Annotated in this window: 31 protein-coding genes; 19 read left to right on the top strand and 12 right to left on the bottom strand. The window is 67.5% G+C overall.

All coding sequences use genetic code 11. The features are described 5' to 3' along the window. The first annotated feature begins 51 nt into the window (after positions 1-51). From HZ989_RS11150 to HZ989_RS11160, 3 genes are read left to right on the top strand one after another with little or no spacing between them, the layout of a single operon-like run. Entirely contained in the window at positions 52-252 is a 201-nt protein-coding gene (locus HZ989_RS11150) for a hypothetical protein (protein ID WP_209320897.1), read from the top strand. A 26-nt stretch (positions 253-278) separates the two neighbouring features. Next, the gene (gene udk / locus HZ989_RS11155; RefSeq protein WP_209320898.1) at positions 279-932 is read left to right on the top strand and encodes a uridine kinase; all 654 of its coding nucleotides are present in this window, start codon (positions 279-281) and stop codon (positions 930-932) included. Between the two features lie 51 nt (positions 933-983). Beyond that, positions 984-1,625, top strand: a complete 642-nt coding sequence (locus tag HZ989_RS11160) for a TetR/AcrR family transcriptional regulator (protein WP_209320899.1) — start codon at positions 984-986, stop codon at positions 1,623-1,625. On the opposite strand, the gene pdxH is transcribed toward HZ989_RS11160, so the two are convergent. Next, on the bottom strand, positions 1,616-2,290 hold the full coding sequence (gene pdxH, locus HZ989_RS11165) for a pyridoxamine 5'-phosphate oxidase (protein ID WP_209320900.1): 675 nt from the start codon (positions 2,288-2,290) through the stop codon (positions 1,616-1,618). The two genes, HZ989_RS11160 and pdxH, sit on opposite strands and share 10 nt — an antisense overlap. Before the next feature lie 76 nt (positions 2,291-2,366). Here pdxH and HZ989_RS11170 point away from each other — a divergent pair, with 76 nt between their 5' ends. From HZ989_RS11170 to HZ989_RS11180, 3 genes are read left to right on the top strand one after another with little or no spacing between them, the layout of a single operon-like run. Further along, on the top strand, positions 2,367-3,086 hold the full coding sequence (locus HZ989_RS11170) for a DnaJ C-terminal domain-containing protein (RefSeq protein ID WP_209320901.1): 720 nt from the start codon (positions 2,367-2,369) through the stop codon (positions 3,084-3,086). 10 nt (positions 3,087-3,096) lie between these two features. Further along, positions 3,097-4,212 (top strand): chorismate synthase, encoded by a 1,116-nt coding sequence (gene aroC / locus HZ989_RS11175; protein ID WP_209320902.1) that lies wholly within the window; start codon positions 3,097-3,099, stop codon positions 4,210-4,212. 9 nt (positions 4,213-4,221) lie between these two features. Continuing rightward, positions 4,222-4,494: a hypothetical protein gene (locus HZ989_RS11180; RefSeq protein ID WP_209320903.1), complete on the top strand. Its 273-nt coding sequence runs from the start codon at positions 4,222-4,224 to the stop codon at positions 4,492-4,494. Between the two features lie 187 nt (positions 4,495-4,681). Here the strand turns inward: HZ989_RS11180 and HZ989_RS11185 are convergent, their stop codons facing one another. From HZ989_RS11185 to queC, 3 genes are all read right to left on the bottom strand, one after another. Beyond that, positions 4,682-5,482, bottom strand: a complete 801-nt coding sequence (locus HZ989_RS11185; RefSeq protein ID WP_209320904.1) for a class I SAM-dependent methyltransferase — start codon at positions 5,480-5,482, stop codon at positions 4,682-4,684. 208 nt (positions 5,483-5,690) lie between these two features. Continuing rightward, positions 5,691-6,326 (bottom strand): 7-carboxy-7-deazaguanine synthase, encoded by a 636-nt coding sequence (queE, locus tag HZ989_RS11190; RefSeq protein ID WP_209320905.1) that lies wholly within the window; start codon positions 6,324-6,326, stop codon positions 5,691-5,693. After that, positions 6,323-7,039 carry a 7-cyano-7-deazaguanine synthase QueC gene (gene queC / locus HZ989_RS11195; RefSeq protein WP_209320906.1) on the bottom strand — a complete coding sequence of 239 codons (717 nt, stop codon included), beginning with the start codon at positions 7,037-7,039 and terminating at the stop codon, positions 6,323-6,325. Before queC ends, queE begins: the two co-directional genes overlap by 4 nt. 203 nt (positions 7,040-7,242) lie before the next feature. Here queC and HZ989_RS11200 point away from each other — a divergent pair, with 203 nt between their 5' ends. After that, positions 7,243-8,856: a response regulator gene (locus HZ989_RS11200; RefSeq protein WP_209320907.1), complete on the top strand. Its 1,614-nt coding sequence runs from the start codon at positions 7,243-7,245 to the stop codon at positions 8,854-8,856. 543 nt (positions 8,857-9,399) lie between these two features. Here the strand turns inward: HZ989_RS11200 and HZ989_RS11205 are convergent. Further along, entirely contained in the window at positions 9,400-9,771 is a 372-nt protein-coding gene (locus tag HZ989_RS11205) for a VOC family protein (protein ID WP_209320908.1), read from the bottom strand. A 205-nt stretch (positions 9,772-9,976) separates the two neighbouring features. Next, positions 9,977-11,035: a ligase-associated DNA damage response exonuclease gene (locus HZ989_RS11210; RefSeq protein WP_209320909.1), complete on the bottom strand. Its 1,059-nt coding sequence runs from the start codon at positions 11,033-11,035 to the stop codon at positions 9,977-9,979. A 62-nt stretch (positions 11,036-11,097) separates the two neighbouring features. Between HZ989_RS11210 and HZ989_RS11215 the strand changes: the two genes are divergently transcribed. From HZ989_RS11215 to HZ989_RS11240, 6 genes are all read left to right on the top strand, one after another. Continuing rightward, entirely contained in the window at positions 11,098-11,571 is a 474-nt protein-coding gene (locus HZ989_RS11215) for a PaaI family thioesterase (protein ID WP_209320910.1), read from the top strand. Beyond that, positions 11,568-11,975 carry a PaaI family thioesterase gene (locus HZ989_RS11220; RefSeq protein ID WP_209320911.1) on the top strand — a complete coding sequence of 136 codons (408 nt, stop codon included), beginning with the start codon at positions 11,568-11,570 and terminating at the stop codon, positions 11,973-11,975. Before HZ989_RS11215 ends, HZ989_RS11220 begins: the two co-directional genes overlap by 4 nt. Before the next feature lie 52 nt (positions 11,976-12,027). Then, positions 12,028-12,423, top strand: a complete 396-nt coding sequence (locus HZ989_RS11225) for a hypothetical protein (protein ID WP_209320912.1) — start codon at positions 12,028-12,030, stop codon at positions 12,421-12,423. Positions 12,424-12,460: 37 nt separating this feature from the next. Then, the gene (locus HZ989_RS11230) at positions 12,461-12,817 is read left to right on the top strand and encodes a hypothetical protein (protein WP_209320913.1); all 357 of its coding nucleotides are present in this window, start codon (positions 12,461-12,463) and stop codon (positions 12,815-12,817) included. An 89-nt stretch (positions 12,818-12,906) separates the two neighbouring features. Further along, positions 12,907-13,338, top strand: coding sequence for a hypothetical protein (locus HZ989_RS11235; protein ID WP_209320914.1), 432 nt, complete (start codon positions 12,907-12,909; stop codon positions 13,336-13,338). Positions 13,339-13,390: 52 nt separating this feature from the next. After that, positions 13,391-14,026: a helix-turn-helix transcriptional regulator gene (locus tag HZ989_RS11240; protein ID WP_209320915.1), complete on the top strand. Its 636-nt coding sequence runs from the start codon at positions 13,391-13,393 to the stop codon at positions 14,024-14,026. A gap of 103 nt (positions 14,027-14,129) precedes the next feature. On the opposite strand, the gene HZ989_RS11245 is transcribed toward HZ989_RS11240, so the two are convergent. The 3 genes from HZ989_RS11245 to HZ989_RS11255 all read right to left on the bottom strand — a co-directional run bounded on the left by HZ989_RS11245 (position 14,130) and on the right by HZ989_RS11255 (position 17,497). Beyond that, positions 14,130-15,800, bottom strand: a complete 1,671-nt coding sequence (locus tag HZ989_RS11245; protein ID WP_209320916.1) for a lysine--tRNA ligase — start codon at positions 15,798-15,800, stop codon at positions 14,130-14,132. Between the two features lie 102 nt (positions 15,801-15,902). Continuing rightward, positions 15,903-16,337, bottom strand: a complete 435-nt coding sequence (locus HZ989_RS11250) for a hypothetical protein (RefSeq protein ID WP_209320917.1) — start codon at positions 16,335-16,337, stop codon at positions 15,903-15,905. Further along, the gene (locus tag HZ989_RS11255) at positions 16,334-17,497 is read right to left on the bottom strand and encodes an amidoligase family protein (RefSeq protein WP_209320918.1); all 1,164 of its coding nucleotides are present in this window, start codon (positions 17,495-17,497) and stop codon (positions 16,334-16,336) included. Before HZ989_RS11255 ends, HZ989_RS11250 begins: the two co-directional genes overlap by 4 nt. Before the next feature lie 86 nt (positions 17,498-17,583). Between HZ989_RS11255 and queA the strand changes: the two genes are divergently transcribed. From queA to HZ989_RS11285, 6 genes are all read left to right on the top strand, one after another. Continuing rightward, positions 17,584-18,654 carry a tRNA preQ1(34) S-adenosylmethionine ribosyltransferase-isomerase QueA gene (queA, locus tag HZ989_RS11260; protein WP_209320919.1) on the top strand — a complete coding sequence of 357 codons (1,071 nt, stop codon included), beginning with the start codon at positions 17,584-17,586 and terminating at the stop codon, positions 18,652-18,654. Between the two features lie 91 nt (positions 18,655-18,745). Continuing rightward, positions 18,746-20,110, top strand: a complete 1,365-nt coding sequence (gene radA / locus HZ989_RS11265) for a DNA repair protein RadA (RefSeq protein ID WP_209320920.1) — start codon at positions 18,746-18,748, stop codon at positions 20,108-20,110. 27 nt (positions 20,111-20,137) lie between these two features. After that, complete coding sequence (locus HZ989_RS11270) at positions 20,138-20,734, top strand: CvpA family protein (RefSeq protein WP_209320921.1); 597 nt, start codon at positions 20,138-20,140, stop codon at positions 20,732-20,734. A gap of 28 nt (positions 20,735-20,762) precedes the next feature. Then, positions 20,763-22,277: an amidophosphoribosyltransferase gene (gene purF, locus HZ989_RS11275; protein WP_209320922.1), complete on the top strand. Its 1,515-nt coding sequence runs from the start codon at positions 20,763-20,765 to the stop codon at positions 22,275-22,277. After that, positions 22,274-22,636: a VOC family protein gene (locus tag HZ989_RS11280; protein WP_209320923.1), complete on the top strand. Its 363-nt coding sequence runs from the start codon at positions 22,274-22,276 to the stop codon at positions 22,634-22,636. Before purF ends, HZ989_RS11280 begins: the two co-directional genes overlap by 4 nt. 39 nt (positions 22,637-22,675) lie before the next feature. After that, complete coding sequence (locus tag HZ989_RS11285) at positions 22,676-23,434, top strand: SDR family NAD(P)-dependent oxidoreductase (RefSeq protein WP_209320924.1); 759 nt, start codon at positions 22,676-22,678, stop codon at positions 23,432-23,434. Here the strand turns inward: HZ989_RS11285 and HZ989_RS11290 are convergent. The 3 genes from HZ989_RS11290 to lipA all read right to left on the bottom strand — a co-directional run bounded on the left by HZ989_RS11290 (position 23,431) and on the right by lipA (position 26,064). Further along, positions 23,431-24,558, bottom strand: coding sequence for an NAD(P)/FAD-dependent oxidoreductase (locus HZ989_RS11290; protein WP_209320925.1), 1,128 nt, complete (start codon positions 24,556-24,558; stop codon positions 23,431-23,433). The genes HZ989_RS11285 and HZ989_RS11290 overlap by 4 nt on opposite strands. Further along, positions 24,555-25,010, bottom strand: a complete 456-nt coding sequence (locus tag HZ989_RS11295; protein ID WP_209320926.1) for a type II toxin-antitoxin system RatA family toxin — start codon at positions 25,008-25,010, stop codon at positions 24,555-24,557. Before HZ989_RS11295 ends, HZ989_RS11290 begins: the two co-directional genes overlap by 4 nt. 91 nt (positions 25,011-25,101) lie before the next feature. Further along, a complete protein-coding gene (lipA, locus tag HZ989_RS11300) occupies positions 25,102-26,064 on the bottom strand; it encodes a lipoyl synthase (RefSeq protein WP_209320927.1) in 963 nt (320 codons plus the stop codon). Between the last annotated feature and the right edge of the window lie 153 nt (positions 26,065-26,217).

The raw sequence follows: 26,217 nt of genomic DNA on the forward strand, positions 1-26,217 counted from the left end.
ATTCCCTTACATACCCCGGCTGCATGCGGGGCTTGGGCCAAGCTAGCCGAGGTGACCGTCGTTAAGCAACGTGACTCAAGGGCAGGCAGATCCCTGCGCACGTCCGGCCATTGTGGATCCACGGTTCTGGCGTTTTTTGCGGACCTGTCCCTTCGGGACCCCGAGGCGTTCGACATGGGCTTTCTGGGCACGGATGCGCCCGATGGTGTGGTCGAAAGCCTGTACGCCGGTCTGACCTGCGTCTTCCGCTGAGCCGTGGCGGGCGGTAAGGGCCCGCCATGACCCTTCTCATCGCGATAACCGGCGGCTCGGGCTCGGGCAAGTCGACGCTGGCCGAAACCGTCGCTTCGGTCCTGCCGCCCGGTACCGCCGTGCTGATGCGCGAGGATTCCTACTACCGCGACGCCGCATCCCTGCCCGGCTTCGATGCCGCGACCTTCGATTTCGACGACGTCGCCGCCCGTGACCACGATCTGCTGTACGAGGACCTGTGCCGACTGAAGGCGGGCAAACCCGTCACCGCACCGGTCTATTCCTTCATCCACCACGGACGGGAGCCGGACGGCGAGGTCATCCCGGTCGCGCCCGTCGTGATTGTGGAGGGGACCCATATACTGTGCACGCCCGCGGTGGCGGACCTGTTCGACATCCGCGTGTTCGTCGACACGCCGTCCGACATCCGGTTCATCCGTCGGCTGCTGCGCGATCAGGCCCAGCGAGGCCGTACATCGGCCTCGGTCATCGACCAGTACCTCAGGACGGTACGGCCGGGTCACGAGCGCCTGACAGAGCCATCCCGCACACGGGCCGATTTCGTCATCGCCGATGCCACGGCCGCGGTCCGACTGGACGATCCGCAGGTTATCGTGCGCCTGGCCGCCCCCCTGCTGGCGCATCCCCTGCTGGCACCCCTCCTGGCGCATCAGACCTGACGACGTCGTCTGACTTTCCGAAGCGTAACTATGTGGGCTAAGGGTAACCGGATGCACTCACACAACGCCCAGGCCAGCGTCCTCGAAGTGGACGACCAGCGTCGCCAGGCAATCGTTCGCGAAGCGCGCCGCCACTTCATGGCCAACGGCTATGCGGCCACGAAGATCGAACCTGTAGCGCGGGCGGCGACCGTCTCGACGGCGACCCTGTACGCCTATTTCCCCTCGAAGGAGCACCTGTTCACGGCGGTCATAGCGGACGCCTCGGCCGACTTCTCGGCCCAGATGGAACGCGTCCGCGTCGCGGATGGCGCGGCGCGCGATCAGCTCATCCTTTTCGCCACCGCCTATGCCGACTTCATGGGTGATCCGTTTGTGCGAGCCGTTTTCCGACTTGTGATGGCGGAGCGGCCCCGCTTCCGCGACGTCGCCCAGCAGTTCTTCGACAAGGGACGCACCGATTTCGGCCGCCCCCTCATAGCCGCCCTGTCGCGCCTGTCAGAGCGCGGCCAGCTGGGGATCGACAAGCCGTCCTGGGCCGCCGGCCAGTTGATGGGAATGATCGAGCATCCGGTGTTCTTCATGCCCCTCGTCACGGGGGACGAGGTTCGGGCGACCCGATCCAATGCGCAGATCGCGGAAGATGCCGTGCAGACCTTCCTGGCCCGCTATGGCACCCGGGTTCAGGGCTGAAGCCGGGCGCGCGTCCAGTCATCGCCAGCCCGGATGAAGCGCAGGCGATCGTGAAGACGGAATGGCCGGTCCCTCCAGAACTCGACGACATCCGGCACCACGCGCCATCCCGTCCAGTGCCCGGGCCGGGGCACGTCCGTGCCCTCGAACCGCGCCGTCTCGCGCGCGACCGCAGCTTCCAGTTCGGAGCGCCCGGCCAGTGGCCGTGACTGGTCCGAAGCCCAGGCACCGATCCGGCTTTCACGCGCCCGGCTGGCGAAATAGGCATCGGCCTCCTCGGTACTGACCGGCTCGACCGCGCCGCGTATCCGCACCTGGCGTCGCAGCGACTTCCAGTGAAACAGCAGCGCCGCACGCGGCCGGTCCTGGAGCTGAAGCCCCTTGGCGCTCTCGCGATTGGAATAGAAGGTCAATCCCCGTGCATCGACGTCCTTGAGCAAGACCATCCGACTGTCCGGCGCGCCATCGGCATCCACCGTGGACAGGCCCATGGCATTGGGGTCATTCGGCTCATGTGCCCGGGCCTGGGCCAGCCAGTCGATCATCAGCCCGATCGGCTCCGCCCGATCGAAGATCGTCTCGTCTCCGTTGGCCGCAAGAGCGGCGGCATAGTCGCGGGCATACTCCTCGCGGGACGGGCTGGGCGGGATCACGGCGCTGGTCATGCGGCCGATATAGCAAGCGCCGCCCACCTCCGCACGGTTAACCCGTCCTTGACCATGCCGAGGGCCTATTCGCCGCATGAACCCATCCGACCAGACCCTGAACGAAGCCTTCGCCGTCCTCGGGCTGCACGGCCCGACCGACCAGACCGAGGTGGCGCGGGCCTTCCGCCTGGCCGTCAAGGGGGCTCGGCCCGACCTGCCCGGCGGCGATGCGGACCGTTTTCGCCGCGTCATCGCCGCCTATCGCCTGATCCAGGATCGGGGGGGCGGGCACCCCGCCCTCGCCGCGCCGACGACGCGTCCTGTCGCCCTGCCGGTCGTTGGCCTGACGCCGCTTCAGGCCATCCAGGGCGGCGATGCCACCGTCCGCCTCGGCATGCGATCGTTGCGGGTGCACGCGCCGGCCGGGATGCGCACCGGGGAACATCTTCGACTGAAGAATGCCGCCGACGACGGGTCAGACCTGTACCTTCCCGTCCTGATCCGGCCGAGCGATGGCCTCGCCGTCCTGGGCGACGATCTGCACATGCGCTGGGGGGCCACACCGCGCGTGCTGGCCGACGGAGGCCGCCTCGAGATCGAGACCCACGCCGGGACGCGCTCCGCCTGGCTGACCCCCGGCCTGCAATCGCCCGTCCGCCTGCGCCTGCGCGATCTCGGCCTGCCCGCGCGCGGCTCGCACAGGACCGGACACCTGTTCGTCACCCTGTTCGCCAGCGAGGTCGCGCCCTCGGCCGCCGAAGACATGCTGGCCCGCTTCACCCGGGTCTGGACGCCGGACCGTTTGGCGGCCTAATCGCGGGATCATGTCCCACAACACCTTCGGCCATCTGTTTCGCGTGACGACCTGGGGCGAAAGCCACGGGCCGGCGATCGGCTGCGTCGTTGACGGCTGTCCGCCCCGGATTCCTCTGTCAGAGGCCGATCTGCAGCCCTGGCTGGACAGAAGAAAACCCGGGGGCAGCCGCTTCGTCACGCAGAGGAAGGAAAGCGACACCGCCCGCATCCTGTCCGGGGTTTTCGACGACGGCGACGGGCCCGTGACCACCGGCACACCGATCGCCATCCATATCGACAATGAGGATGCGCGGTCGAAAGACTATGGCGAGATCGCCCGCGCCTTCCGGCCCGGCCATGCCGACATGACCTACCAGGCCAAATATGGCGTGCGGGACCATCGCGGCGGCGGACGGTCCTCGGCGCGCGAGACCGCCAGCCGGGTCGCCGCCGGGGCCGTCGCCCGCCGCATTCTGGGCGACGGCATCGTCATCCGCGCCGGCATCGTCCAGTTGGGTCCGCACAGGATCGCGCCGGACAGCGTTGATTTTTCCGTCGTCCAGGACAACCCGCTGTTCGCCGCCTCCGCCGGGGTCGTGCCCGCGTGGGAAGGCTGGCTGGACGGCGTGCGCAAGGCGGGCTCGTCCACCGGTGCCGTGGTCGCCCTGGAGGTCACCGGTATCCCCGCCGGCTGGGGTGCCCCTCTTTACGGCAAGCTGGACGCCGAACTGGCCGCTGCCATGATGTCGATCAACGCCGTCAAGGGCGTCGAGATCGGGGCCGGCTTCGCCTCCGCCGAACTGTCGGGAGAGGACAATGCCGACGAGATGCGGATCGGTCCGGACGGCGGGATCGTCTTCCAGTCGAACCAGGCGGGTGGCGTGCTCGGCGGCATCTCGACCGGCCAGCCCCTGACCGCCCGCATCGCCTTCAAGCCGACATCCTCGATCCTGACCCCGCGACAGACCGTCACCCGCGACGGCACCGAGACCGACCTGCGGACAATAGGTCGCCACGACCCCTGCGTCGCCCTGCGCGGCGTTCCGGTGGTCGAGGCCATGGCCGCCTGCGTGCTGGCCGACGCCATGCTGAGGCACCGGGCGCAAATCGGTCCGGTCACAATCCATTCACCCGGTTCGGATTAGGTGCGAACCATGTTCCGCACTGCCAGACGCACCGCCGCCCTGTCGATCGTCCTCGCGGGCGCACTGATGCTCCAGGGCTGTCTGGTCGGGGCCGTGGTCGGCACGGCGGGTGCGGTGGTCGGTGGCGCGGCAAAGGTCACGGGTGCGGTCGTCGGTGCCGGAGTGGATTCCGTCACCACCTCCGACGAGGAAACCCGCGCGCGCCAGGCGCGCGAGCAGCGCGACCACGAACGCGAGCAACGCCGATGCGAGCAACGCCGCGCCAACGGCCAGCGCTGTTAGGGCATGATCGTTTGAGCTGGACCCACGTCGTGGGTCCAGCGAAAGCGTGAATCCTGCCCTCGCAGATATCCGGCGCGTGGGCCGTCGGGATCGACATGAACCGACGCTCAAACAACGGCCATGACGGATCGCCTCGCAACTGCCCGAGGTTACAAGGCCACGCGCACGCCAATCCAGGGCGATCAGCCTATGGCTTGCGCAGGACCACGTACATGCCGGTTGCGAAGTAGGGCTCCAGCCCCGGGATCTTCGAGATCAGGGCAAAGGCGTCCATGATGCGCTGTTTGAGCCCGCCCTCTGTCGGATTGACGCGCAGGCTTTCAACGACGAGGCCCGACCTGAGGAAGGCGCGGCGAAAGTCTGCTGGCTTCAAGGCGTTGAAGCCGCATTCGATAAGTGTCGTGACGTTCTCGCCATTGGCCTTGTTATAGGCCGCGATCACGCGCTTGCGGCCTGCAATCAGATGCAGCCAGGGCAGGCGCACTCTCGCACGCAGTTCGCCGTGGTCGCCGAACGGGCTGTGATACATCGGGGAAAAGCCGATATAGGCTCTGCCGCCCGGGCGCAGCAGGCGACGGAAAGAGTTCAGCACACTGTCGATATCGGCAATATGCTCGAAGGTGTTCTGCGAGACGATGACATCGAAACGCGCCTCACCGGCCATGTCGTTGGTTGGTGTGGAGTCGAACCGGGCGTTGGTCAGCTGCGGGAAGCGCTGGGCCAGCTTCTTTGTGCCCCACTCCACGCGCGGTTCCCAGGTATCGATACCCAGAACGCTTTTGGCACCCGCCAGGGCAATATCGGCGGTCAGGAAGCCGAGACCGGAGCCGACCTCCATCACATCGAGTCCCGTGAAGTCGGGCTTCACGCCCAGGCGCTGCCACAAGTTACCGGTTTCTGACAGGCCGACTTCGAACGCCTCGTCGACGTCAAAGTTCTGGTGGTCTTGAAGCATGGGCATTCCCTTTTCGGGAGCCTTGTAAATCATGATTGCTTGCAAGATCGCTGGCAGACATCGTTTTCATACGGTTACCCGGGGGCTGGATCCCGCCGACATCGGATATCTGGTGATCCGCGCCCACGAGGATCACGACGGCGGTGCCCAGGACCCGGGTGAGCCGTTCGGGATGCATCTGATCGGCCCCGGCCCGGACGCCGGTCTTGCCCGTCTGAAGCAGCCGTGAGGTCGCGTCCGGTCAACGGACTCCGATGTACTTGTGGGTCTGGATGCTGAGGCGCCATTTCGGATGGCGCAGGCAGTAGTCCAGGGCCGCCGCCGTATTGGCCGTCTGATCGGGTCCGTCCATCGGCTGCAGCCAGAAGCGCTCGAAATCCAGGTCCTCGAACCGGTCCGGCATTGCCAGCGGCTGAGGATAGACCAGTTTCAACTCGGCCCCTGAAATCTGCACCACCGGGGCCGCGGCCTTCGGGCTGACGCAGACCCAGTCGATCCCCTCAGGCACCGGCAGGGTGCCGTTGGTCTCGACCGCGATGTCAAGGCCGCGGGCGTGAAGGGCGGCGATCAAGGCCCCGTCCAGTTGCAGCAGCGGCTCGCCACCCGTGCAGACGACCAGTTTCGGATGCCCGCCCCGACCGATCCACAGGGAAGCGACATGGTCCGCCAGCACCTCCGCGTCCGGAAATCGCCCGCCCCCGTCACCGTCGGTCCCGACGAACTCGGTGTCGCAGAACGAGCAAACGGCCGTGGCCCGGTCCTGTTCGCGCCCGCTCCACAGATTGCACCCGGCGAACCGCAGGAAGACCGCCGGGCGCCCCGCCTGACCGCCCTCGCCCTGCACCGTCAGGAAGGTTTCCTTGACCGCATAGGTCATTGTCCTGCGACCCATCCGTCCCAGCCCGCGGCCCGGAGCGCGCAGGCCGGACACGTCCCGCAGCCATAGCCCCAGGCATGGCGTTGCGTCCGGTCGCCCAGGTAACAGGTGTGACTGTCCTCCACGATCAGTTCGACCAGGGCGGTGCCACCGATCTCGTCCGCCAGCGCCCAGGTCTGTGCCTTGGTCAGCCGCATCAGGGGCGTCTGGACCGGCACGCGCCGGTCAAACCCCAGCGACAGCGCCCGCTCCATCGCGTCCATGGTCTCGCGTCGGCAGTCGGGATAGCCGGAGAAGTCCGTCTCGCACATGCCGCCGACCAGCACATCCAGCCCGCGCCGGTCCGCCAGCGCAGCCGCCGCTGTCAGGAAGATCAGGTTTCGCCCCGGTACGAAGGTCGTCGGCAGGCCGCGCGCGCCCACCTCGATCGCCCGGTCGGTCGTCATGGCCGTCTCGCCGATGGCCCCGAACCCGGTCAGGTCCACGACGTGGTCCGGCCCCAGCCGCGCGGCCAGGTCCGGCAGGACGCCGGGCATCCTCTCGCGCACCTTCAGCCGCGCCGCCATCTCGACCGCATGGCGCTGGCCATAGTCGAAACCCACGGTCTCGACCCGCCCGAACCGCTCCATCGCCCAGGCCAGGCAGGTCGCGCTGTCCTGACCACCGGAGAACAGGACGAGAGCCGACGATGCTTTGGATCGGGTTTCGGTCATGACAGCCCTGCGGTCGGCCGGCTGGCCGCGCGCATAGAAAAAAGGGATGGAACTCTGGACGTTTGCCCTGGCCCTTACACCACCGCACGGACACCAGCAAAACCTCGCCAATGGGGGCCGGAATGCGGCAGCGGGTCACAGTTAACGATTCCGAAGAAGGTTATCCCATAACTGTTCATCGTGATGATGGAGTAACGGCCTGTATGCCGACGATCGAGGTTCTTACCGAGCGCGCCGAGCCTGTCTCGCCGACGGTCCCGACCAGCGAGATTTTCGCTCGTTTCAGCAATGAGCCGGATACGCTCGTGATCCCCGTGGTCGAGAACGGCCGGCCCGTCGGGCTGGTCGAACGCACCGCCTTCCTGCTCAGGATCGCCGGTCCACTTGGGCACGCGCTCTACGCCAATCGCCCCGTCTCCATGATCATGGATCCCGAGCCCGCTGTGGTCGAGGCCGGGGTCCGCATCGATGCCTTCAGCGACATCCTGCTGAAGTCCGGCCCCGGGGCCCTGATGCGCGGCTTCATCGTGACGCGGCAGGGGCGTTATCGCGGTGTCGGCACCACCATCTCCCTGCTGCAGGCCGTCAACGACCACCAGCGCGCCCACAATCGCGAACTGGAGGAGCAGGCCAGCGCTCTGGCCGACAGCCGGACCCAGGCGCTGGCCTCCGCCCGCGCCAAGAACCAGTTCCTGGCCATCATGAGCCACGAGCTGCGCACGCCCATGAACGGCGTCCTCGCCGTCGCCGAGCTGCTGCGCCGCCAGCCCCTGAGCGATGCGGCCCACCTGCACGTCCAGACCATCGTCGATTCCTCCGAGACCCTCCTGCGTATCCTGCAGGATGCGCTGGACCTTTCGCGCGCCGAGGCCGGCGAGCTGGAGCTGGCCCCCGCGCCTACCCCGCTGCGCGCCCTCGTCGACGATGTCGAGCACCTGTGGGCCCCGCGCGCGTCCCAGGACGGCGTACGCCTGCTGGTCGGCTATGAGGGCGACACGGAACTGAAGGCAGACATCGATTCCGTTCGCCTGAAGCAGGTGTTCAACAATCTGATCGGCAATGCCCTGAAGTTCGCCCGCAACGGCGTGGTGGAGGCCCGCCTCAAGGCCTGGTCCCAGGATGGCCAGGTCCATATGGAAGCGCGCATCCGGGACGACGGCCCCGGCGTCGATGCCGGCCACGTGGATGCCATCTTCGAGCCCTTCGTCCACGGCTCCGGTCCGGACGGCGCGGGACTGGGCCTGTCGATCTGCCGCCAGATCATCGACAATATGAACGGCCGGATCTGGGCCGAGAACAACCAGGGTCGCGGCACCACCTTCGCCTTCAATATCACGGCGCCCCTGTCGGACGTCGCGATCGATCATCCGTCGAACGTCTCGGCCCTGGCCGACCTTGAGCTGACCTCCAATCCGCACATCCTGATCGTCGACGACAATGCCACCAACCGGATCGTCGCCCAGGCCCTGTGCGAGATGTTCGGCTGTTCGTCCGAGACCGCCGAGGACGGGCTGGCGGCTCTGGAAGCCGTCCAGGCCCGCCCGTTCGACCTGATCCTGATGGACATCAAGATGCCCCGCATGGACGGCGTCCAGGCGACCCAGGCCATCCGCGCCCTGACCGGCCCGGCGCGCAACGTCCCGATCGTCGCCCTGACCGCCAACGCGGATCCCGACGATGCGAAACACTATCTGTCGATCGGCATGGCCGCCGTGGTCGAGAAGCCGATCAAGCCCGAGCGCCTGCGTATGGCCATGAGTGCCGCCCTGACAGCGGACACGGCAGACGTGCCCAAGGCCAAGGTTCGCGCCGCCTAGGGCATGATCGTTTGAGGTGGACCCACGTCGTGGGTCCAACCGAAAGCGTGAATCATGCCCTCGCTCATATCCGGAGCCTGATTCACGGCATCGGCGGAATCGCGAAGCGATTCCTCCTCAGCCGATCAGGCTCTAGGTTTGCCGGGCGGGACACCAACGGTCACGGGTCACGAACTGGACTCCAGAAAACCGGGTGCAAGGAGTCCAACTCCTGCGGCCTGGCCTTGGAAAATCTGGCCATCGCATTCAAAAAACTGACATTCCTGCTCCTGGCTCCAACCCGTCGGCACGGCTCGCAAACGGACTCGACCCCGTTCAGAGCGTATTCGAGAGATAAGAGATGGCCCTGGTCCGGACGCGGCCGGCCGGGGCATTCCGCGGGATCATGATCGTGCGGACAGCCTGACACGCGCCCACGTCAGAAGCGGTCGTGGCTTTCGCAATCTTCGTTCGAGAGAGCCACAAACGGACCCGTCCAGGGTGCGTTCGAGGGTGGAACGCGTGATTGCGCCCCAGCGCTTCACACGAGCAGAAGCCGTCCTGTCAGTCCCTGACCTGCGACAAAGCGATCCGGTTGCCCTCGCTGTCCTCGATTTCAGCGACATAACCTGCCGCGCCGATATCCTTCTTGGGATAGAGCACATTCGCCCCGTGCGCCCGGGCGCGCAGCAAGACGGCATCAATGTCCGGGACATCGAAATAGACGATCACACCCTCCTTTGAGGGCCTGTAGACGTCGCCTTTGGCGAGGGCTCCGCTGGAACCCGGTGCACCGTCGCTTCGCGGAAAAAAGGCCATCGGGTAGCCGTCAACGTCTCGCCTGGTCATGCGATAGCCAAAAACAGCCTCGTAGAAGGAGACCGCCCGGTCCATGTCCGTGACAGGTATCTCGAAGTGGAAGACCGGGTTGGTCATAGCCGATGTGTCCTGCCTCATGTGACCCCGCCGGGGCGCTCCCTCTTCGCTGCACGCCACTGCGAGTCCGCATGTGACAGCGAGGGCGAACAGCAAGAACCGTCCTGACTTTGCCATTCCCTGTTTCTTCTACAATCACACGTGACGTGGCAATGTCCGTCACGGCGGCGTCAGCGGACACGATCGACCAGCCGGGCTCAGGCCCTCAGCCCTGATCCGGACCGCCCTCCCCGCCCGTCTCCTCGTCCTCGTCCTCATACCCCACCAGTCGCAGCGCCCGCGCCTTGACGCCGTTGATCCCGGCCCAGCGCAGCAACCCCTCCTCGCGGCCGTGGGTGATCCACAGTTCTTCGGGCCTCACCTCCTCGAAGGTCTGGATCAGCTCGGGCCAGTCGGCGTGGTCGCTGATCACCAGCGGCAGTTCCACGCCCCGCTGCTTCGCCCGCGCCTTGACCAGCATCCAGCCGGACGCGAAGGCCGTCACCGGATCGGCGAAACGCCGCGCCCAGCGATCCTGGATTGCGGACGGCGGGGCGATGGCGACCTCGCCGCCCAATCCTCCTTTTGAAGAGTGGGCGTCCTTCTGCAGCCCCGTGGCCGGCAGGATCGGGCCCAGATCGACGCCCTCGCGCCCGTAGAGGGCGTTCAGCCGCTCCAGCGCGCCGTGGACGTAGATCGGCCGCTCCCAGCCCGCCTCGCGCAGCAGCCGGATCACCCGCTGGGCCTTGCCGAGCGCATAGGCCCCGACCAGATGGGCGCGGTCCGGGAACTGGCCCAGCGACTGGACCAGCCGCCCCACCTCCCCGGCATCCGGCGGATGGGTGAAGACCGGCAGGCCGAAAGTCGCCTCCGAGATGAAGACGTGACATGGGACGGGCTCGAACGGGGTGCAGGTCGGATCGCGTCGACGCTTGTAGTCGCCCGACACCACCATGGTCAGGCCCTGATACGTCACCACCGCCTGGGCCGAACCCAGCACATGGCCCGCCGGGACCAGCCGGATCTCGACCCCGTTGTGGGAGGCGGTCTCTCCATAGGCCACCGGCTGGCGCAGCCGGGTGAAGTCCTCGCCATACCGCTCGGCCATGATGGCCAGGGTCTGGGCCGTCGCCAGCACCGCGCCGTGGCCCGATCGGGCATGGTCGGCATGGCCATGGGTCACCACCGCCCGGTCCACCGGCCGGTTGGGATCGACGTAGAAGTCGCCGGGCGGGCAGTACAGGCCGGCCGGCGTGGGTCGGAGCAGGTCTTCGGGTCGGATCATGGGCGCGATATGGGCATGCTGCGGGGCTTGCGCGCCAGTCCGCGCCCGATAAGGACGGACAGATGAGCGATCCGTTCCTGACCGACATCCTGCCGCAGCTCGCCTCGGGCGCGGCCCACACCCATTCGCTGGGATTCCGGTACGAGGGTGTCGAGGGCGACCGTGTTCGCCTGCGCACTCCCTGGCGGGCCGATCTGGTCGGGGATCCGGAGACGGAGGTCTTCGCCGGCGGTCTGGTCACCGCCATGCTGGACCATGTCGGGGGTCTGGCCGTCTGGGTGGCCCTTGGCAAATATGCCCCCATCGCCACCCTGGACCTGCGCATCGACTATATGCGCGCCGCCCGTCCGCGCGTGGACCTGCTCAGCGAGGCCCGCTGCTACAAACTGACGCGCACCATCGGCTTCGTCCGCGCCTGGGCCTTCGAGGACGACCCCGCCGACCCGGTCGCCGCCGCCCAGGCGACCTATGTCATCAACGCCAGGGACGCGGGCGCGACCGGTTCCGGCCAGAAGGCGGAAGGCGACGCCGCATGACCGGCCTGCTGGACACGATTCCCTACGCCCGCTTTCTGGATCTTCGGACCGAACGCGACGGCGACATCCTGACGGTCGTCATGCCCTTCGCCGACCACCTGATCGGCAATCCCATGCTGCCGGCCCTGCACGGGGGCTCCACCGCCGCCATGCTGGAGCTGACCGCCATCGCCCAGGTCGCCCTGGTCTGGCCGCGCCTTCGCCTGCCCCGGCCCATCACGGTGACCACGGCCTATCTGCGGTCGGGCAAGCCGCGCGACGTCCATGCCCGCGCCCGTATTTCGCGCGCGGGTCGCCGCGTGGCGCACGTCCTGGCCGAGGCCTGGCAGGATGACCCGGCCGAGCCCATCGCCAGCCTGACGGCCCACTTCTCGCTGGACGACAACCGGGACTTGCAATCCTGAACGACCCATGATTGCATCCTCAGGTGGCATCCGGCCACCGGGGAAATCCACCATGAGCAGAGAAACCGTCGGCGAGTCCCTGGCGATCCGCCTGTATGCCGCCGAGTCGGCCATCGACCTGGCCCTGATCGAAGCCGCAAACCTGGCCGCCATGCTGCCCGCCGCCCGGGCCCACGCCTGTCTGTCTGCCGTGACGGGTCAGAAGGCGTTCGACGCCACCGCCGCCACGATCGGGGCGCTGGCCTCGGCGCGGTCCCACCTGGTCGATACCCACAACACGCTTGCCGCTCTGGCCCGCCGTCTGGGGCTTGACACACTCGCTGTCGGCCCGATGGACAAGCCGGAAGACCGTCCTCCCGTCGGGGGGGAAGGCGCAGGCGGTGGGAGGGTCGGCGGCCCTCCACGAATCGTTAACAAAACGCTACCTGTTGCGTCCCGGATGTGTTAACAAGTTGTTCGTTGTTTTTTCATCGAGGGGCTTGACCATGGATAGAACTGAAGTCGTTGCCAGCATTGCTGGTGATCTCTATGCCACCGAAAAGGCGGTCGACGCGGCCATCACGGCGTCCACGACCCTCGTGCAGTCCATGATCGGTGCCCGCACCCTTCTGAAGGTTTCGCCGGTCGCGGGTTCGGAAGCCCAGGCCAAGGCCATCGAAGCCATCGCGGCCCTGTCTTCGGCCCGTGAAGCCATCGTGGCCTGCCACGCCGAACTGCAGCGCGCCCACCGCCGTCAGGGCTATGGCATCTATGCCGTCGGCCCGATGGAAAAGCCCGACGACTGGGAGACCCCGATCGGGTCGGAAACACGTCCGCCTCACAGGGTGGACCGCGCCGCCTGAATCTGGCGTAGTCCTGTGCGGGACGGGTTCCAAGCAAGTCAGACTCGCAGCATAGTCGCCCTCGCACGATTTCGTGCGGGGGCGATTGCATGTTGGACACCCTCTATCTCAAGATAGCCATGCTCCCCATGATCGGAGTGGCCATCTTTGCGTTCGTCAAAGGCGACGGACCTGAGCGGCATGTCATGGGCACTTACCTCCTGGGCTGGCTTGCGGGCTTGATATTGCAGGACGACGGCCAGCTCTATCAGGACTTCCAGTGGATCCTGTTCCTTCTGGACGTAGCTATGGCGGGTACTTTCGCGTTCATCGTCTGGCAGTCCCGGCGCGCGTGGGTGACCTGGGCCCTGGCCATCCAGTTGCTCGTCGTGATGAGCCACATCGTCTATCTGTTCGATGTCCGACCACCTGTTGCGGCATTTTACACCGTGCTGAACCTCGCGAGTTACGGCATCCTTCTGACCATCGGCATCGGCACCTTCTGGGCCTGGCAGGAGCGGCGGGCGGCAGGGCTGGAATAGGTCTTTATTCCTGGCTACGGTGTCGACCTTCCCGTCTGCACGGTCGGCGCGCTTGCCCCTCTCCCATCATCGCCTCTGGTCGGCCCTGGACGTTCTGGCGCGCCGCCAGGGCCTCTCGGCCTCGGCCCTGGCGCGCAGGGCCGGGCTGGACGCCACCGCCCTGAATCCCTCCAAGCGGTTCGGACCGGGCGTCCCGCCGCGACCGCGCTGGCCCTCGACCGAAAGCCTGAACCGCATACTGGAAGTCACCGGCACATCGCTGGCCGAATTCGCCGCCCTGGCCGACGATGCGCCCATGCGGATCGCGACGGCACCGATGCTGGGCATGGCCCAGGCCGGCCCGGACGGCTTCTTCGACGACGCAGGCCTGCCGACCGGCGATGGCTGGGACCAGACCGATCTGCCTGCGCCGGGCGATAGCCTGTTCAGCCTGCGGATTTCCGGCGACTCCATGGTGCCCCTGTATCGCGAGGGAGACCGCGTCCTGGTGGACCGCGACCACACCGACGTGCGCAAGGGCGATCGGGTGGTGGCGCGCACCCGGTCCGGCGAAACCCTGGCCAAACAGGTAGATGCGATCAATGCCACGTCCGTCACCCTGGGCTCGATCAACCCCGCCTATCCTCCGCGCCTGATCCCCCGCGCGGACATCGACTGGATGGCCCGGATCCTGTGGGTCAGTCAGTAGGCCGGAAAAAAGCTGCCCCGTCCGGAGCGGCTTCTTCCATCAGCCCTGACCTCCGCCCGGGCCGCGCACCGTTGCGCGGCCGCCACCGGCACTCTGTCGGCCTCTATGCCGCGAGCTTTCCCTCTGCGCCCGCTTCGATCAGCTGGAGGGTCTGGGGCAGGCCATAGATGGCCGCGAACGACCCGAAGCGCGGACCCTGCGACGCCCCCAGCAACACCTCGTACAGCGCCGCGAACCAGCCCCTCAAAGGCTCGAACCCGTGCGCCTTGCCCACAGCATAGACCTCGCCCTGGATCAGTTCGCCATCCGTCGTCCCGGCCGGGAGCGCCCCCAGCCGTGCCGCCAGATCCAGCAGGGCCGCCTTTTCCCGGTCGTCCGGCAGACGATAGGACTTCGTCGGCTTCACGAAGTCCTCGTAATAGTTCAGCGCCCGGTCCATCAGCCCGTCCAGCACCGGCTCGGTCTCTGGCGTCGCGTCCGGCAGATACCGGGCGAAATAGGCCCAAAGCTGCGCCTTGTTCGACGCATTGGCCACGCCGACCAGGTTCAGCAGCAGGGCGAAGGACACCGGCGAGGCGACCTCGGGCGGATGGCCGGCGTGGATCGACCAGACGGCGTTGTCGATCCGCCTGGCGGGTTCCTGCGTCCGATAGGCCTCGATGGCCCCCAGCCAGTCGTCGATCGCGCGCGGAATGACGTTGAAGTGCAGCGACTTGGCCGACTTCGGCGACTGGAACATATACCAGCTCAGGGATTCGGGCGTGCCGTAGCGCAGCCACTGCTCCATCGTCAGGCCGTTGCCCTTGGACTTGGAGATCTTCTTGCCCTCGACGTCGAGAAAGAGCTCGTAGTTGAACCCCTCCGGCGGCACCCCGCCCAGGGCGCGGCACAGCTTCGACGACTCGCGCACGCTCTCGATCAGGTCCTTGCCGCTCATCTCATAGTCGACGTCCAGCGCGGTCCAGCGCATCGCCCAGTCCGGCTTCCACTGCAGCTTCACATGCCCGCCCGTGACCGGCAGTTCGGTGCGCCCCCCGGCCGGGTCGTCGAACACGATCGTGCCCTTCTCCACGTTCCGCTCCAGCGTCGGCACCTGGAGCACATGGCCGGTGATCGGGCTGACCGGCAGGAAGGGCGAATAGGTCTCGCGCCGCTCCGGCCCCAAGGTCGGCAGCATGATCGCCTGGACCGCGTCGAACCGCTCCAGCAGCCGCAGCAGGACTTCATCGAACCGGCCGGACCGATAGGTTTCGGTCGAGGACATGAATTCGTAGTCGAAGCCAAACCCGTCGAGGAACGCCCTCAGACGCGCATTGTTGTGCGCGCCGAAGCTGTCGTGCGTCCCGAACGGATCGCGCACCCGCGTCAGCGACAGATGCAGGTCTTCGGCCAGCATCTCCGGGTTGGGCACGCCCTCGGGCACTTTCCGAAGGCCGTCCATGTCGTCCGAAAACGCGATCAGCCGCGTGGGCCAGTGATCCCCGGTCAGGGCGCGAAAGGCGTTGCGCACCATGGTCGTGCGCGCCACCTCGCCGAACGTGCCCATGTGCGGCAGGCCGGACGGGCCGTATCCGGTTTCCAGCACCACGGGTCGCTGCAGCGCCTCGAAGGTCGCCAGCGCCTCGTCCGCCTTGCCGGCGTCGATCAGCAGCCTGGCCGCATCGCGCTCCGCGTCCGACAGCCGCTTCTTCAGCACATGGTCCAGCAGGGCGCGGGCCTGTTCGAACGGCCAGGACTTGGCTTCGCGGGCCAAGGTTTCGAGGTTCTGCAGCATGGGCGGGGGTTTGCAGCTTTAGACCGTATGGGTCAACGACAGGCCATAGGCACCGCCGTGCCGACCGCCGGCGCAGCTCCCGCGATCCCCGCGCTCAGGACCCTAGCTCAGCGCATTGGCGACCTGTTGCGACCGTCCCTGGGTGTACAGACGGGCGGCTTTCAGCTTGGCCTCATAGGGATCGTCCAGGCCCCAGACCTCGGCCATCACCTGGGCGTCGCTGTACGACAGCCCCGTGTCTTCCCACTCGCAGGTGTTTCCCAGATCACGGCTCTCGGCGAGCGTCACACGAATGTTCGATCCGATGCCGTTCTGGATCTTCTGGCCGATAATGATTTTTCCGCCGTCTGGATCCTCGCCAAAAAGCGCCCCCATCAGCTTGGCGTCGCAGTAGGTGTAGCCCGAGGCAAAGAAGGTGTCGTATTCGTCCTGCGCCGCCGCCCGGCCGGGCTGACCGAACATCACAAGGGCAATCGCGCTGGACATCAGCAAGGCGCACGACAAGCGGCGCGAGCGGGCCTGGATTCTGGTCGTCATGGCTTGTTCCTCGACTGATCGGTCTCCCGACTATACGGCCTTCCAGCGCCTGCGATAGCCGTGTTCTCCTGACGAATTCTGTCCAGCCAGAGGCTCCTCGCGGCCTCGTCCATCGGCGACTGAATCAACAGTTCGACGAGGGTCAAAGGCACGGCTTCGCCCCGCACCGCATCACGGCACCAGCCCAAAAGGCCTTCGAACAGGGCCGCAGCCGCAACGATCGCGTCCGCATCAAGCAGGCCCGGCAACACCCGCACCTCGACGGTGTGCTTGTCCGCACGCCCGTTGATCAGGTTGACCAGGTTCAAATCGCAGTACTTCGCCAGCCCCTCCACGCCTGCGAGCCCGGCCCTGGCCGCCGCCCATTCCATGGCCGGGAAGGCCTCGCTAGCGGTCAGGGTCGCGAGTTCCCCGGGCCAGTCTCCCAGTCGCACGCACTGGGCATTCGCCCCGACCAGCCGCTTCAGCGCTGTCCCGTGGCGCGTCCAGAGCGCCACCAGTGCCGCCACCGCTGGCGCAGAACACAGGGGACCGGCATCGAAATGAACGTGGGTCGCAGCCTCGACGGGAACAAAGAAGCCCAACGCCCGCGCATCCGCCAGCAAGCGTCCGAGCCCCTCGGTATGGTCCGCCTCCATCGGGGCGGTCACGATCTCGCACGGGCGTTCCCGCTCGCCCGGCAAGGGCGCATCAATCGCCACCGACCGGCCCCGGTCGTCGGCGACCCGCACCATCCCCGACGGGTGCCGCACAATCCGGGTCCCGAACAGCGCGGCCAGCGGCTCCAGCGTCACGTCCCCCACCGCATCCGGGTCACAGTGGCGCTCGACCAACCTCAGCAGTCGCCCATCATCGGCAACAATCCGCCGCCACCCGTCCAATGGCGGCCGTTCCCGGTCGAGATCGCGCTGTAACGTCAGATCGTCGACGAAGGAGGCGATCCACCGTCCTTGACCGTCCACGACCTGAAATCCGGGCGTGAGGTTCTCGAACACGGGTCGGCCCTCAACCGCGCTGGGCTCCGACTGCGGGTGAAAAAAGCGCCGCACTGTCCCGGGGACCCGGTCTGCCACACGCTCGGCGAGGTCCCGTCGGGATGCACCGGCGGGGGCCATCAGTTCGATCTCGAAGCCCGTCTTCCAGTCCAGAGTGATCGCCAACGCTCAAGATCCCCGCCGGCCCGCCTGGACCCCATACACCTTAGCAGCTTGACCCCTGACCGCGCGCGTGGCCATTCGCCGACGCCATGAAGACCGCCGATTTCGACTTCGACCTGCCCGAGGACCGGATCGCCCTGCGCCCGGCCGAGCCGCGCGATGCCGCTCGCTTGCTGGTGGTCCGGGACGGCACCCTGGCCGACCACATCATTCGCGACCTGCCGGATTTTCTGCGCCCCGGGGATGCCCTGGTCTTCAACGACACCCGCGTCATCCCCGCCCGGCTGTCCGGGGTTCGCGAACGCCCCAATACCGTCGTCGGAGGACCGGAGGGCGAGACCCTGACGGTCGCGGTCGAGGCCACCCTGCACCACCGCGATGCGCCCGATACCTGGTCCGCCTTCATGAAGCCCGGCAAACGCATCCGGCCGGACGACCGCATCGTGTTCGACAGCCTGTCGGCCACCGTCGTGGCCAAGTCCGAAGACGGCCTGATCACCCTGCGCTTCGACGTGACCGGCCCGGCGCTGGACGAGGCCATCCGTACGGTCGGCGTCATGCCCCTGCCGCCCTATATCGCCGCCAAACGACCCGAGGACGATCGCGACCGGTCGGATTACCAGACCGTCTTCGCCACCCACGACGGCTCCGTCGCCGCCCCCACCGCCGGCCTGCATTTCACACCGGCCCTGCTGGAGGCGATCCGGGCGAAGGGCGTCAGCACCCATGCCGTGACCCTGCACGTCGGGGCCGGGACCTTCCTGCCGGTGAAGGCCGACGACACCGCCGATCACAGGATGCATTCCGAGTGGGGCACGGTCTCGACCGAAACCGCCGCCGCCCTGAATGCCGTCCATGCAAACGGCGGACGCATCGTCTGCGTCGGCACCACGTCGCTGCGCCTGCTGGAATCCGCAACGACACCCGACGGTGTGATCCAGCCTTTCCACGGCGACACGGCCATCTTCATCACACCGGGCTACGCCTTCCGCGCCGTCGACGTGCTGATGACCAATTTCCACCTGCCGAAATCGACCCTGTTCATGCTGGTCAGCGCTTTCGCAGGGCTCGATACGATGAAGGCTGCCTATGCCCACGCGGTCTCGGACGGATACCGGTTCTACTCCTACGGCGACGGGTCGCTGCTGTTCCGTCGCTGACCGCAGACCGCCATCCCAGGCCCGTCAGAATCGGACGTAGGCCCGGACCTGCCCCCTGCCCCGATCCGCGCGACTCCTGTAAGCCGGTGACATGGCCAGAGACGGTGCGATCTATGTCTGTCAGTCCTGCGGGGCGGTCCACGGCAAGTGGGCGGGGCAGTGCAATGCCTGTGGCAACTGGAACACCATCGTCGAGGAGAGCCGCTCGGCCCCGCCCGGCGCGCTGAAGCCGGCCGCCACCGCCAGGGCCCGTGGCCTGCAGTTCGAATCGCTGCTGTCCGAAACCGCAGAGCCGCCCCGCATCATCACCGGGGTGACCGAGTTCGACCGGGTCTGCGGCGGTGGCGTCGTGCCCGGCTCTGCCATCCTGCTCTCGGGCGATCCCGGCGTCGGCAAATCGACCCTGCTGCTGGACGTGGCCGGTCGCGCCGCCCTGGCCGGGGCGCGCGTGGCCTATATCTCGGGCGAGGAGGCGATCGAGCAGATTCGCGCCCGCGCCCGTCGCATGGGCCTGGCCGAGGCCCCCGTCGCCCTGGCGTCCGCCACGGCGCTGCGCGACATTCTGGGCACGCTGAAGCGCGAGACGTTCGACATCGTCATCGTCGATTCGATCCAGACCCTGTGGTCCGACGCGCACGAGGCCGGACCCGGATCGGTCACCCAGGTTCGCGCCTGCGCCGGCGAACTGGTTCGCCTGGCCAAGGCGGGCGGCCCGGCGGTGGTTCTGGTCGGCCACGTCACCAAGGACGGCCAGGTGGCAGGTCCGCGTGTCGTGGAGCATATGGTCGATGCGGTCCTGAGCTTCGAGGGCGAGCGAGGCTATCCGTTCCGCATCCTGCGCGCCGGAAAGAACCGCTTTGGCGCGACCGACGAAATCGGGGTGTTCGAGATGGGCGATGCCGGTCTGCGCGAGGTCGCCAATCCGTCGGCCCTGTTCCTCGGCGAGGGCAAGGACCGCGCCCCCGGGGCCGCCGTCTTCGCCGGGATCGAAGGCAGCCGTCCCGTGCTGGTCGAGATCCAGGCCCTGGTGTCGAAATCCGCCTATGGCACGCCGCGCCGTTCCGTGATCGGCTGGGAGACGGGTCGCCTCGCCATGATCCTGGCGGTGCTGGAGGCCCGCTGCGGCGTCGGCTTCGGCGATCAGGACGTCTATCTGAACGTCGCGGGCGGCCTGCGCATCAATGAGCCCGCCGCCGACCTGGCCGCCGCCGCCGCCCTGATCTCCTCGGTCACCGACATGCCCCTGCCCCAGGGCTGCATCGTCTTCGGCGAGATCAGCCTGTCGGGCGAGGTCCGGGCCGTGGGCCGGGCCGAGGCGCGTCTGCGCGAGGCGCAGAAGCTGGGCTTCGACCAGGCCCTGTCCCCGCCCCTGACGGTCAAGGGCGGGGGCGTCCAGATCACCGGCGTCAGCCGATTGACCGAAGCGGTCGAACGAATCTCGCAGAACCGCTATTAGGTCAGGGATGCGGCTGACGGACACCGAATGACCGGCTTCGACGCCTTCGCCCTGCTGGTCATCCTCGCCTCGGCCGCGGCCGGGTGGGTGCGCGGGGGCACGCGCGAGATCATCACCCTGCTGAGCTTCGTGCTCGCGGCCTTCCTGGCCCTCGTGGCCCTGCCCCTGACCGCCCCGATCGGCCGCGCCCTGGTGAACCCCGACTGGGCGGGTTCCATCACGGCGGCCATCGGCTCCTTCCTGCTCGTCTATTTCGGCATCCGCATCTTCGGCTCCATCCTGTCGAAACAGGCACAGGCGCACCCGACGCTCGGCGGCATCGACCGGCTGGTCGGGATCGTCGTGGGCGCGGGCCGCGCCCTGGTGCTACTGGGGACCATCCACCTGGTGATCGTCGCCGCCATGCCGGGCGAGCGGACCCCGAAATGGCTCAGTGAGGCAACGCTGCGCCCCCTCAGCGCCGGTGCCGCCCGCGCCATCCAGATCATCCTGCCCGGCATCGGCCGGGGGGCCGACGCCATCAGCCCGGTCGTCGATTCATCCGTTCGCCGAGGGTTTTCGAACAATAACGCCTTGCCCCCGACCCAATCGCAGCCTACCTCGCGCCCTGCCGCCCCCGAATGAGTATTCGCCTGTCATCGGAGCCCCGTCGATGCGCAGCCTGAGCCATGTGATCCAGCCTCCGGTCGTCCACCGGGAGCATTTCCGAGACGCCGATGACGATCATCCGCGCCTGGAATGCGGTGTCTGCGGCGTCTGGGGCGCGCCCGCCGACGAGGCCTCCGCCATCGTTGCCCTGGGCCTTCATGCCCTGCAGCATCGGGGTCAGGAGGCCTGCGGCATCGCCTCGGTCAACCAGACCCGCTTTCACACCGAACGCCATATGGGCCATGTGGGCGAGGCCTTCGGCGGCACCGATCTGCCCGAGCGAATGCCGGGGACAGCGGCGGTCGGCCACACCCGCTATTCGACGGCCGGTGGCAGTTTCCTGCGCAACATCCAGCCGATGTTCGCCGATCTGGACCAGGGCGGCATCGCCATCGGCCACAACGGCAACCTGACCAATTTCCATTTCCTGCGGAACCAGCTGGTCGGCGAAGGCTCGATCTTCCAGTCGACCTCGGATTCGGAAGTCATCCTTCACCTGATCGCCCGTAGCCGTAAGGCCAAGATCGTCGATCGCTTCATCGACGCCCTGGCCCGGATCGAGGGCGGCTATGCCCTGGTCGCCCAGACGCGCACCAAGATGATCGGTGCCCGCGATCCGCTGGGCATCCGGCCGCTGGTGCTGGGTCAGCTCGGCGACGCCTGGGTGCTGGCGTCCGAGACCTGCGCCCTGGACACCATGGGCGCGACCTTCGTCCGCGACGTCGAGCATGGCGAGGTTATCGTCATCGACCACGAGGGCCTGCGCTCGCTGAAGCCCTTCCCGGCCCGGGCGGCCCGGCCCTGTCTGTTCGAATATGTCTATTTCTCGCGCCCCGATAGCGTCGTGAACGGGCGCTCCGTCTATGGCGTGCGCAAGCGCATGGGCGAAGGACTGGCGCGCGAGTTTCCGATCGACGCCGATGTGGTGGTGCCCGTGCCCGACTCCGGCGTGCCCGCCGCCCTCGGCTATGCCCAGGCCAGCGGCATCCCCTACGAGATGGGCATCATCCGCAGCCACTATCTGGGCCGCACCTTCATCCAGCCCAGCCAGGGCGCGCGCCAGAAGGGCGTGGCCATGAAGCACAGCCCGAACCGCGCCGTGATCGAGGGCAAGCGCGTCGTCCTGATCGACGATTCCATCGTGCGCGGCACCACCTCGGTCAAACTGGTCCGCGCCGTCCGTGACGCGGGGGCGAAAGAGGTCCACCTGCGTTCGGCCAGCCCGCCGATCCTGTGGCCCGACTTCTACGGCATCGACATGCCCGAACGGGACCAGTTGATCGCCGCCAACAAGACGATGGAGGAGATGCGCGAGTTGCTGGAGGTCGATTCCCTCGGCTTCCTGTCCGTCGACGGCCTGTACAAGGCCATGGGTGAGACGGGCCGCAACGACGCCGCCCCCCAGTTCACCGACCACTATTTCACCGGCGACTATCCGACCCGTCTGGTGGACCGCGAGATCGCGGACGGCGGCCGCGACGCCATCGGCCGCCAGCTGTCGCTGCTGGTGACCGCATGACCAACCGCCTCGGCTATTTCACCATCGACACACCCGATCTGGACAAGGCCAAAGCCTTCTATTCGGCCCTGCTGGGCTGGACGTTCGATGACGCGAACTCCAACCCGACCTATGCCCATGTCCTGGCGACGGGCGCTGTCGGCGAGGTGCCGTTCGGTCTGCGCAAGGGCGAGCGCAAGGACTTCCCGAACCTCTACATCCAGGTCGCCGACGTCCACGCCCTTTGCGCCAGGGTGAATGCGCTGGGCGGCCGCGCCTCCATGCCGGCCGAGAGCGAGACCGGCCTGTCGGCCGTCATCTGCGACGATCAGGGCGTCAGCCTCAGCCTGTGGCAGCCGGCGCCCGGTCTGGTCGATTAGCCGCTTGGCGCACGGCGAACCGTCGCGCTATCAGGCCGCATGACCTCCGACGCCCTTCCCCTGGATGACCGTATCGCCCTTGTTGTGGGGGCGTCGCGCGGCATCGGCTATCAGGCCGCCCTGGCCCTGGCCGTCGCCGGCGCGCACGTCGTCGCCACCGCCCGGACCCAGGGCGGGCTGGAGGAGCTGGACGACGCCATCTATGCCGCGACCGGGCGTCACGCGACGCTGGTGCCGTTCGATCTGGTGGACGGCGGCGGCATCGACCGGCTGGGCGGGGCGATCTTCGGTCGGTTCGGCAAGCTGGACATCTGGGTCAATGCGGCCGCCACCCTGGGGGCCCAGGGCCTGACCCCCGTCAGCCACATCGACCCGCGCGGCTTCGCCAAGATCGAGAAGACCAACTTCACCGCCACATATCGCCTGATCCGGTCGCTGGAGCCCCTGCTGCGCGGCTCCGACGCCGCCCGCGTCATCCATCTGACGACCAGCCTCGCCCGCGATCCCAAGGCTTTCTGGGGTCTGTATGCCGCCACCAAGGCGGGGGCCGAGGCCATGATGCTGGCCTGGGGCGACGAGATCGAGAGCACGCCGATCCGGGTCAGCGTTCTGGACCCGGGGCGCATGCGCACCCAGATGCGCGCCCAGGCCTTCCCGGGCGAAGACCCCCAGACCCTGCCCCATCCGTCCGAACTCGGCCCCCTGATCGTCGAACTGGCGCGACCGGACCTGACGCCCCCGACCCGGATCAGCTTCAGGGAATGGTCGGCCGACCTGCCGACCGCCGCCCTGATCTAGGCCAGCAGACGCGCGGCCACGGCCTCACCGATCGCCAGCGAACTGGTCAGGCCCGGGCTCTCGATGCCGAACAGGGCCATCAGGCCCGGCAGGCCATGCACCTCGACGCCATCCAGCTGAAAGTCGGGCTGGGGCTCGCCCGGTCCGTGCAGCTTGGGCCGGATACCGGCATAGTCGGGCGTCAGGGCGTCGTCGGGAAGGCCGGGCCAGAAGCGGCGGATATAGGTCGCGAACGCCTCGGCCCTGGCGGGATCGACGGCATAGTCCTCGGTCGCGACGTATTCGAGGTCCGGCCCGAACACGGCCTGCCCGCCCAGATCCTTGCGATAGTGGGTGCCCAGCGCCCCCGCGATCGGCGGCGGATAGATCAGCCGGTCGAACGGGGCCTTGCCCGTCAGACGGAAATAGACCCCCTTGCCGAAATGACCCGCCGGAATGCGATCCGCCGGAAAGCCCTCGATCCGGGCCGCGACGGCCTGCGCCGAAAGGCCGGGCGCGGTAACCAGCAGCCGGGTGGTCAGGCTGGTGCCGCCCTCCCCCTCCGGATCCAGGCTGCCTGCCGTGATCCGGAAACCGCCGCCCGGCAGGGGTTCGGCCCGCTCGAACGGCGTGGAGACGACGACAGACCCCCCGGCGTCCTCGATCTCGCCCTGCAGCGACAGCATATAGTCGTGGCTGGCGAAGATGCCGCTCTCGGGCGACAGGATGGCGGCGCGGGCGTTGAGGGCCGGTTCCAGCGCGCGGGCCTGCTCGCCGCTCAGATGCTCCAGCCCCTCGACGCCGTTGAGGGTCGCCTGTTCGAAGATACGCTCGATCAGGTCGACCTCGCCTTCTTCGGTGGCGACGACCAGCTTGCCGCATTTGTGATGGTCGATCTTGTGGCTGTCCAGCCAGGCATACAGCGCCCGCCGCCCCTCGACGCAGAACCGCGCCTTCAGCGACCCGGTCGGATAGTAGAGCCCGCCGTGGATGACCTCGGAGTTCCGCGACGACACGCCCTGGCCGATGTGCGGTTCTTTCTCGAGGACGAGCACGCTCTCCCCCCGCTTCGACAGCGCCCGGCCGCAAGCGAGGCCCACGGCCCCGGCCCCCACCACGACGGCGTCGAAGTCGAACCCGGTCACGGCCTGGGACCGAACCGCCGCGCGGCCTCCGCCTCGAACGATCCGATCAGCATGGACACCGCCCGATCGAAATTGGCCTGCAACGCCGCGTTCAGCAGCGGTGATTTGAAGGCGAAGTCGATCATGAACTCCAGCCGCGTGCCCCCGGGGTCCTCATGGAACTCCCAGCGGTTCTTCAGGTGCCGGAACGGGCCGCGCAGCAGCCCGACCTCGACCAGCGGCGCATTCCGATCATGCCGCACCCAGGTCGAGAACCGCTCCTTCAGGAACGAGAACCCGACCGAGGCCTCCGCATCCAGAAGATCGACGCCGGGGGCCTCCTGCCGGCGGTTCCAGACCCGCATCGAGGTTACCCATTTCACGAAGCGTGGATAGGCCTCCACGTCCGCGACCAGCTCGGCGAGCTGGGCGGGGGTGTAGGGCAGATGACGGGTGACGCGATGGATGGCCATCAGGCAAAAGCCCTTGTCATCCCGACGGGCTGCACCGTCCCGGATAGCCGCTGCGCGTCTTCCGGGATGACAAGGTCACCATTCGTTTGCCTCAACGCCGCGTCTGCCCTTCACGCGCGGCTTTCAACCGGGCGAAGTCGTCGCCGGCGTGGTGCGATGAGCGCGTCAGCGGCGAGGCCGAGACCATCAGGAAGCCCTTGGCCCGGGCGATGGCCTCATAGGCCCTGAACTCTTCCGGCGTGACGAACCGGTCGATGGCGGCGTGCTTGCGGGTCGGCTGCAGGTACTGGCCGATGGTGATGAAGTCGACGCCGGCGGAGCGCATGTCGTCCATCACCTGCATGACCTCCTCCCGGGTCTCGCCCAGACCGACCATGATGCCGGACTTGGTGAACTGGTTGGGGTCGCGCTCCTTGACCTGCTGCAGCAGGCGCAGGGAATGGAAATAGCGGGCCCCGGGCCGGATCTTCAGATACAGGCGCGGCACGGTTTCGAGGTTGTGGTTGAAGACGTCGGGACGGGCATCGATCATCACCTCGGCCGCGCCGTCCTTGCGCAGGAAGTCGGGCGTCAGGATCTCGATCGTCGTCAGCGGGGCCTGCAGCCGGATCTGGCGAACCACCTCGGCGAAATGGGCGGCCCCGCCGTCCGCGACGTCGTCCCGGTCCACCGAGGTGATGACGACATGGTTCAGACCCAGCTGGGCGACCGCCAGCCCGACCTTGGCCGGTTCCTCGGGGTCCAGCGGCTGGGGCAGGCCCGTCCTGACGTTGCAGAAGGCGCAGGCCCGCGTGCAGGTGTCGCCCATGATCATCAGGGTGGCGTGCTTCTGGCTCCAGCACTCGCCAATGTTCGGACAGGCCGCCTCCTCGCAGACGGTGACCAGCCCCTTGGAGCGGACGATCTCCTTCGTCGCATTGTATTGACCCGACCCCGGGGCCTTGACCCTCAGCCAGTCGGGCTTCTTCAGCACCGCCGTCTCGGGCCGGTTCTGCTTTTCCGGATGACGCAGGTCCGCAGGGCTTCGCGTCAGGGTGTCGATGAGGGTGACCATCGAGGCAGGCCGGGCTCCAGGGAGGACAGGCCGGTATGTCGTCTTTCCGTCACCGGAAGGCAAGTCACGCCCTGTGACGCAGCCCGGACGCTCACGCGACGTAACGCATCTTTTCATTGCCGCCCAGCTTGCCTAGTTTGGCCGTCCAGTCAG

It is taken from the genome of Brevundimonas sp. AJA228-03 (assembly GCF_017795885.1).
Classification (GTDB): domain Bacteria; phylum Pseudomonadota; class Alphaproteobacteria; order Caulobacterales; family Caulobacteraceae; genus Brevundimonas.

Bases quoted from the DNA above. Each gene is read 5' to 3' on its own strand.
- udk (WP_209320898.1), top strand. From the start codon at position 279: ATGACCCTTCTCATCGCGATAACCGGCGGCTCGGGCTCGGGCAAGTCG.
- HZ989_RS11160 (WP_209320899.1), top strand. From the start codon at position 984: ATGCACTCACACAACGCCCAGGCCAGCGTCCTCGAAGTGGACGACCAG.
- pdxH (WP_209320900.1), bottom strand. From the start codon at position 2,290: ATGACCAGCGCCGTGATCCCGCCCAGCCCGTCCCGCGAGGAGTATGCC.
- HZ989_RS11170 (WP_209320901.1), top strand. From the start codon at position 2,367: ATGAACCCATCCGACCAGACCCTGAACGAAGCCTTCGCCGTCCTCGGG.
- aroC (WP_209320902.1), top strand. From the start codon at position 3,097: ATGTCCCACAACACCTTCGGCCATCTGTTTCGCGTGACGACCTGGGGC.
- HZ989_RS11180 (WP_209320903.1), top strand. From the start codon at position 4,222: ATGTTCCGCACTGCCAGACGCACCGCCGCCCTGTCGATCGTCCTCGCG.
- HZ989_RS11185 (WP_209320904.1), bottom strand. From the start codon at position 5,482: ATGATTTACAAGGCTCCCGAAAAGGGAATGCCCATGCTTCAAGACCAC.
- queE (WP_209320905.1), bottom strand. From the start codon at position 6,326: ATGACCTATGCGGTCAAGGAAACCTTCCTGACGGTGCAGGGCGAGGGC.
- queC (WP_209320906.1), bottom strand. From the start codon at position 7,039: ATGACCGAAACCCGATCCAAAGCATCGTCGGCTCTCGTCCTGTTCTCC.
- HZ989_RS11200 (WP_209320907.1), top strand. From the start codon at position 7,243: ATGCCGACGATCGAGGTTCTTACCGAGCGCGCCGAGCCTGTCTCGCCG.
- HZ989_RS11205 (WP_209320908.1), bottom strand. From the start codon at position 9,771: ATGACCAACCCGGTCTTCCACTTCGAGATACCTGTCACGGACATGGAC.
- HZ989_RS11210 (WP_209320909.1), bottom strand. From the start codon at position 11,035: ATGATCCGACCCGAAGACCTGCTCCGACCCACGCCGGCCGGCCTGTAC.
- HZ989_RS11215 (WP_209320910.1), top strand. From the start codon at position 11,098: ATGAGCGATCCGTTCCTGACCGACATCCTGCCGCAGCTCGCCTCGGGC.
- HZ989_RS11220 (WP_209320911.1), top strand. From the start codon at position 11,568: ATGACCGGCCTGCTGGACACGATTCCCTACGCCCGCTTTCTGGATCTT.
- HZ989_RS11225 (WP_209320912.1), top strand. From the start codon at position 12,028: ATGAGCAGAGAAACCGTCGGCGAGTCCCTGGCGATCCGCCTGTATGCC.
- HZ989_RS11230 (WP_209320913.1), top strand. From the start codon at position 12,461: ATGGATAGAACTGAAGTCGTTGCCAGCATTGCTGGTGATCTCTATGCC.
- HZ989_RS11235 (WP_209320914.1), top strand. From the start codon at position 12,907: ATGTTGGACACCCTCTATCTCAAGATAGCCATGCTCCCCATGATCGGA.
- HZ989_RS11245 (WP_209320916.1), bottom strand. From the start codon at position 15,800: ATGCTGCAGAACCTCGAAACCTTGGCCCGCGAAGCCAAGTCCTGGCCG.
- HZ989_RS11250 (WP_209320917.1), bottom strand. From the start codon at position 16,337: ATGACGACCAGAATCCAGGCCCGCTCGCGCCGCTTGTCGTGCGCCTTG.
- queA (WP_209320919.1), top strand. From the start codon at position 17,584: ATGAAGACCGCCGATTTCGACTTCGACCTGCCCGAGGACCGGATCGCC.
- radA (WP_209320920.1), top strand. From the start codon at position 18,746: ATGGCCAGAGACGGTGCGATCTATGTCTGTCAGTCCTGCGGGGCGGTC.
- HZ989_RS11270 (WP_209320921.1), top strand. From the start codon at position 20,138: ATGACCGGCTTCGACGCCTTCGCCCTGCTGGTCATCCTCGCCTCGGCC.
- purF (WP_209320922.1), top strand. From the start codon at position 20,763: ATGCGCAGCCTGAGCCATGTGATCCAGCCTCCGGTCGTCCACCGGGAG.
- HZ989_RS11280 (WP_209320923.1), top strand. From the start codon at position 22,274: ATGACCAACCGCCTCGGCTATTTCACCATCGACACACCCGATCTGGAC.
- HZ989_RS11285 (WP_209320924.1), top strand. From the start codon at position 22,676: ATGACCTCCGACGCCCTTCCCCTGGATGACCGTATCGCCCTTGTTGTG.
- HZ989_RS11295 (WP_209320926.1), bottom strand. From the start codon at position 25,010: ATGGCCATCCATCGCGTCACCCGTCATCTGCCCTACACCCCCGCCCAG.
- lipA (WP_209320927.1), bottom strand. From the start codon at position 26,064: ATGGTCACCCTCATCGACACCCTGACGCGAAGCCCTGCGGACCTGCGT.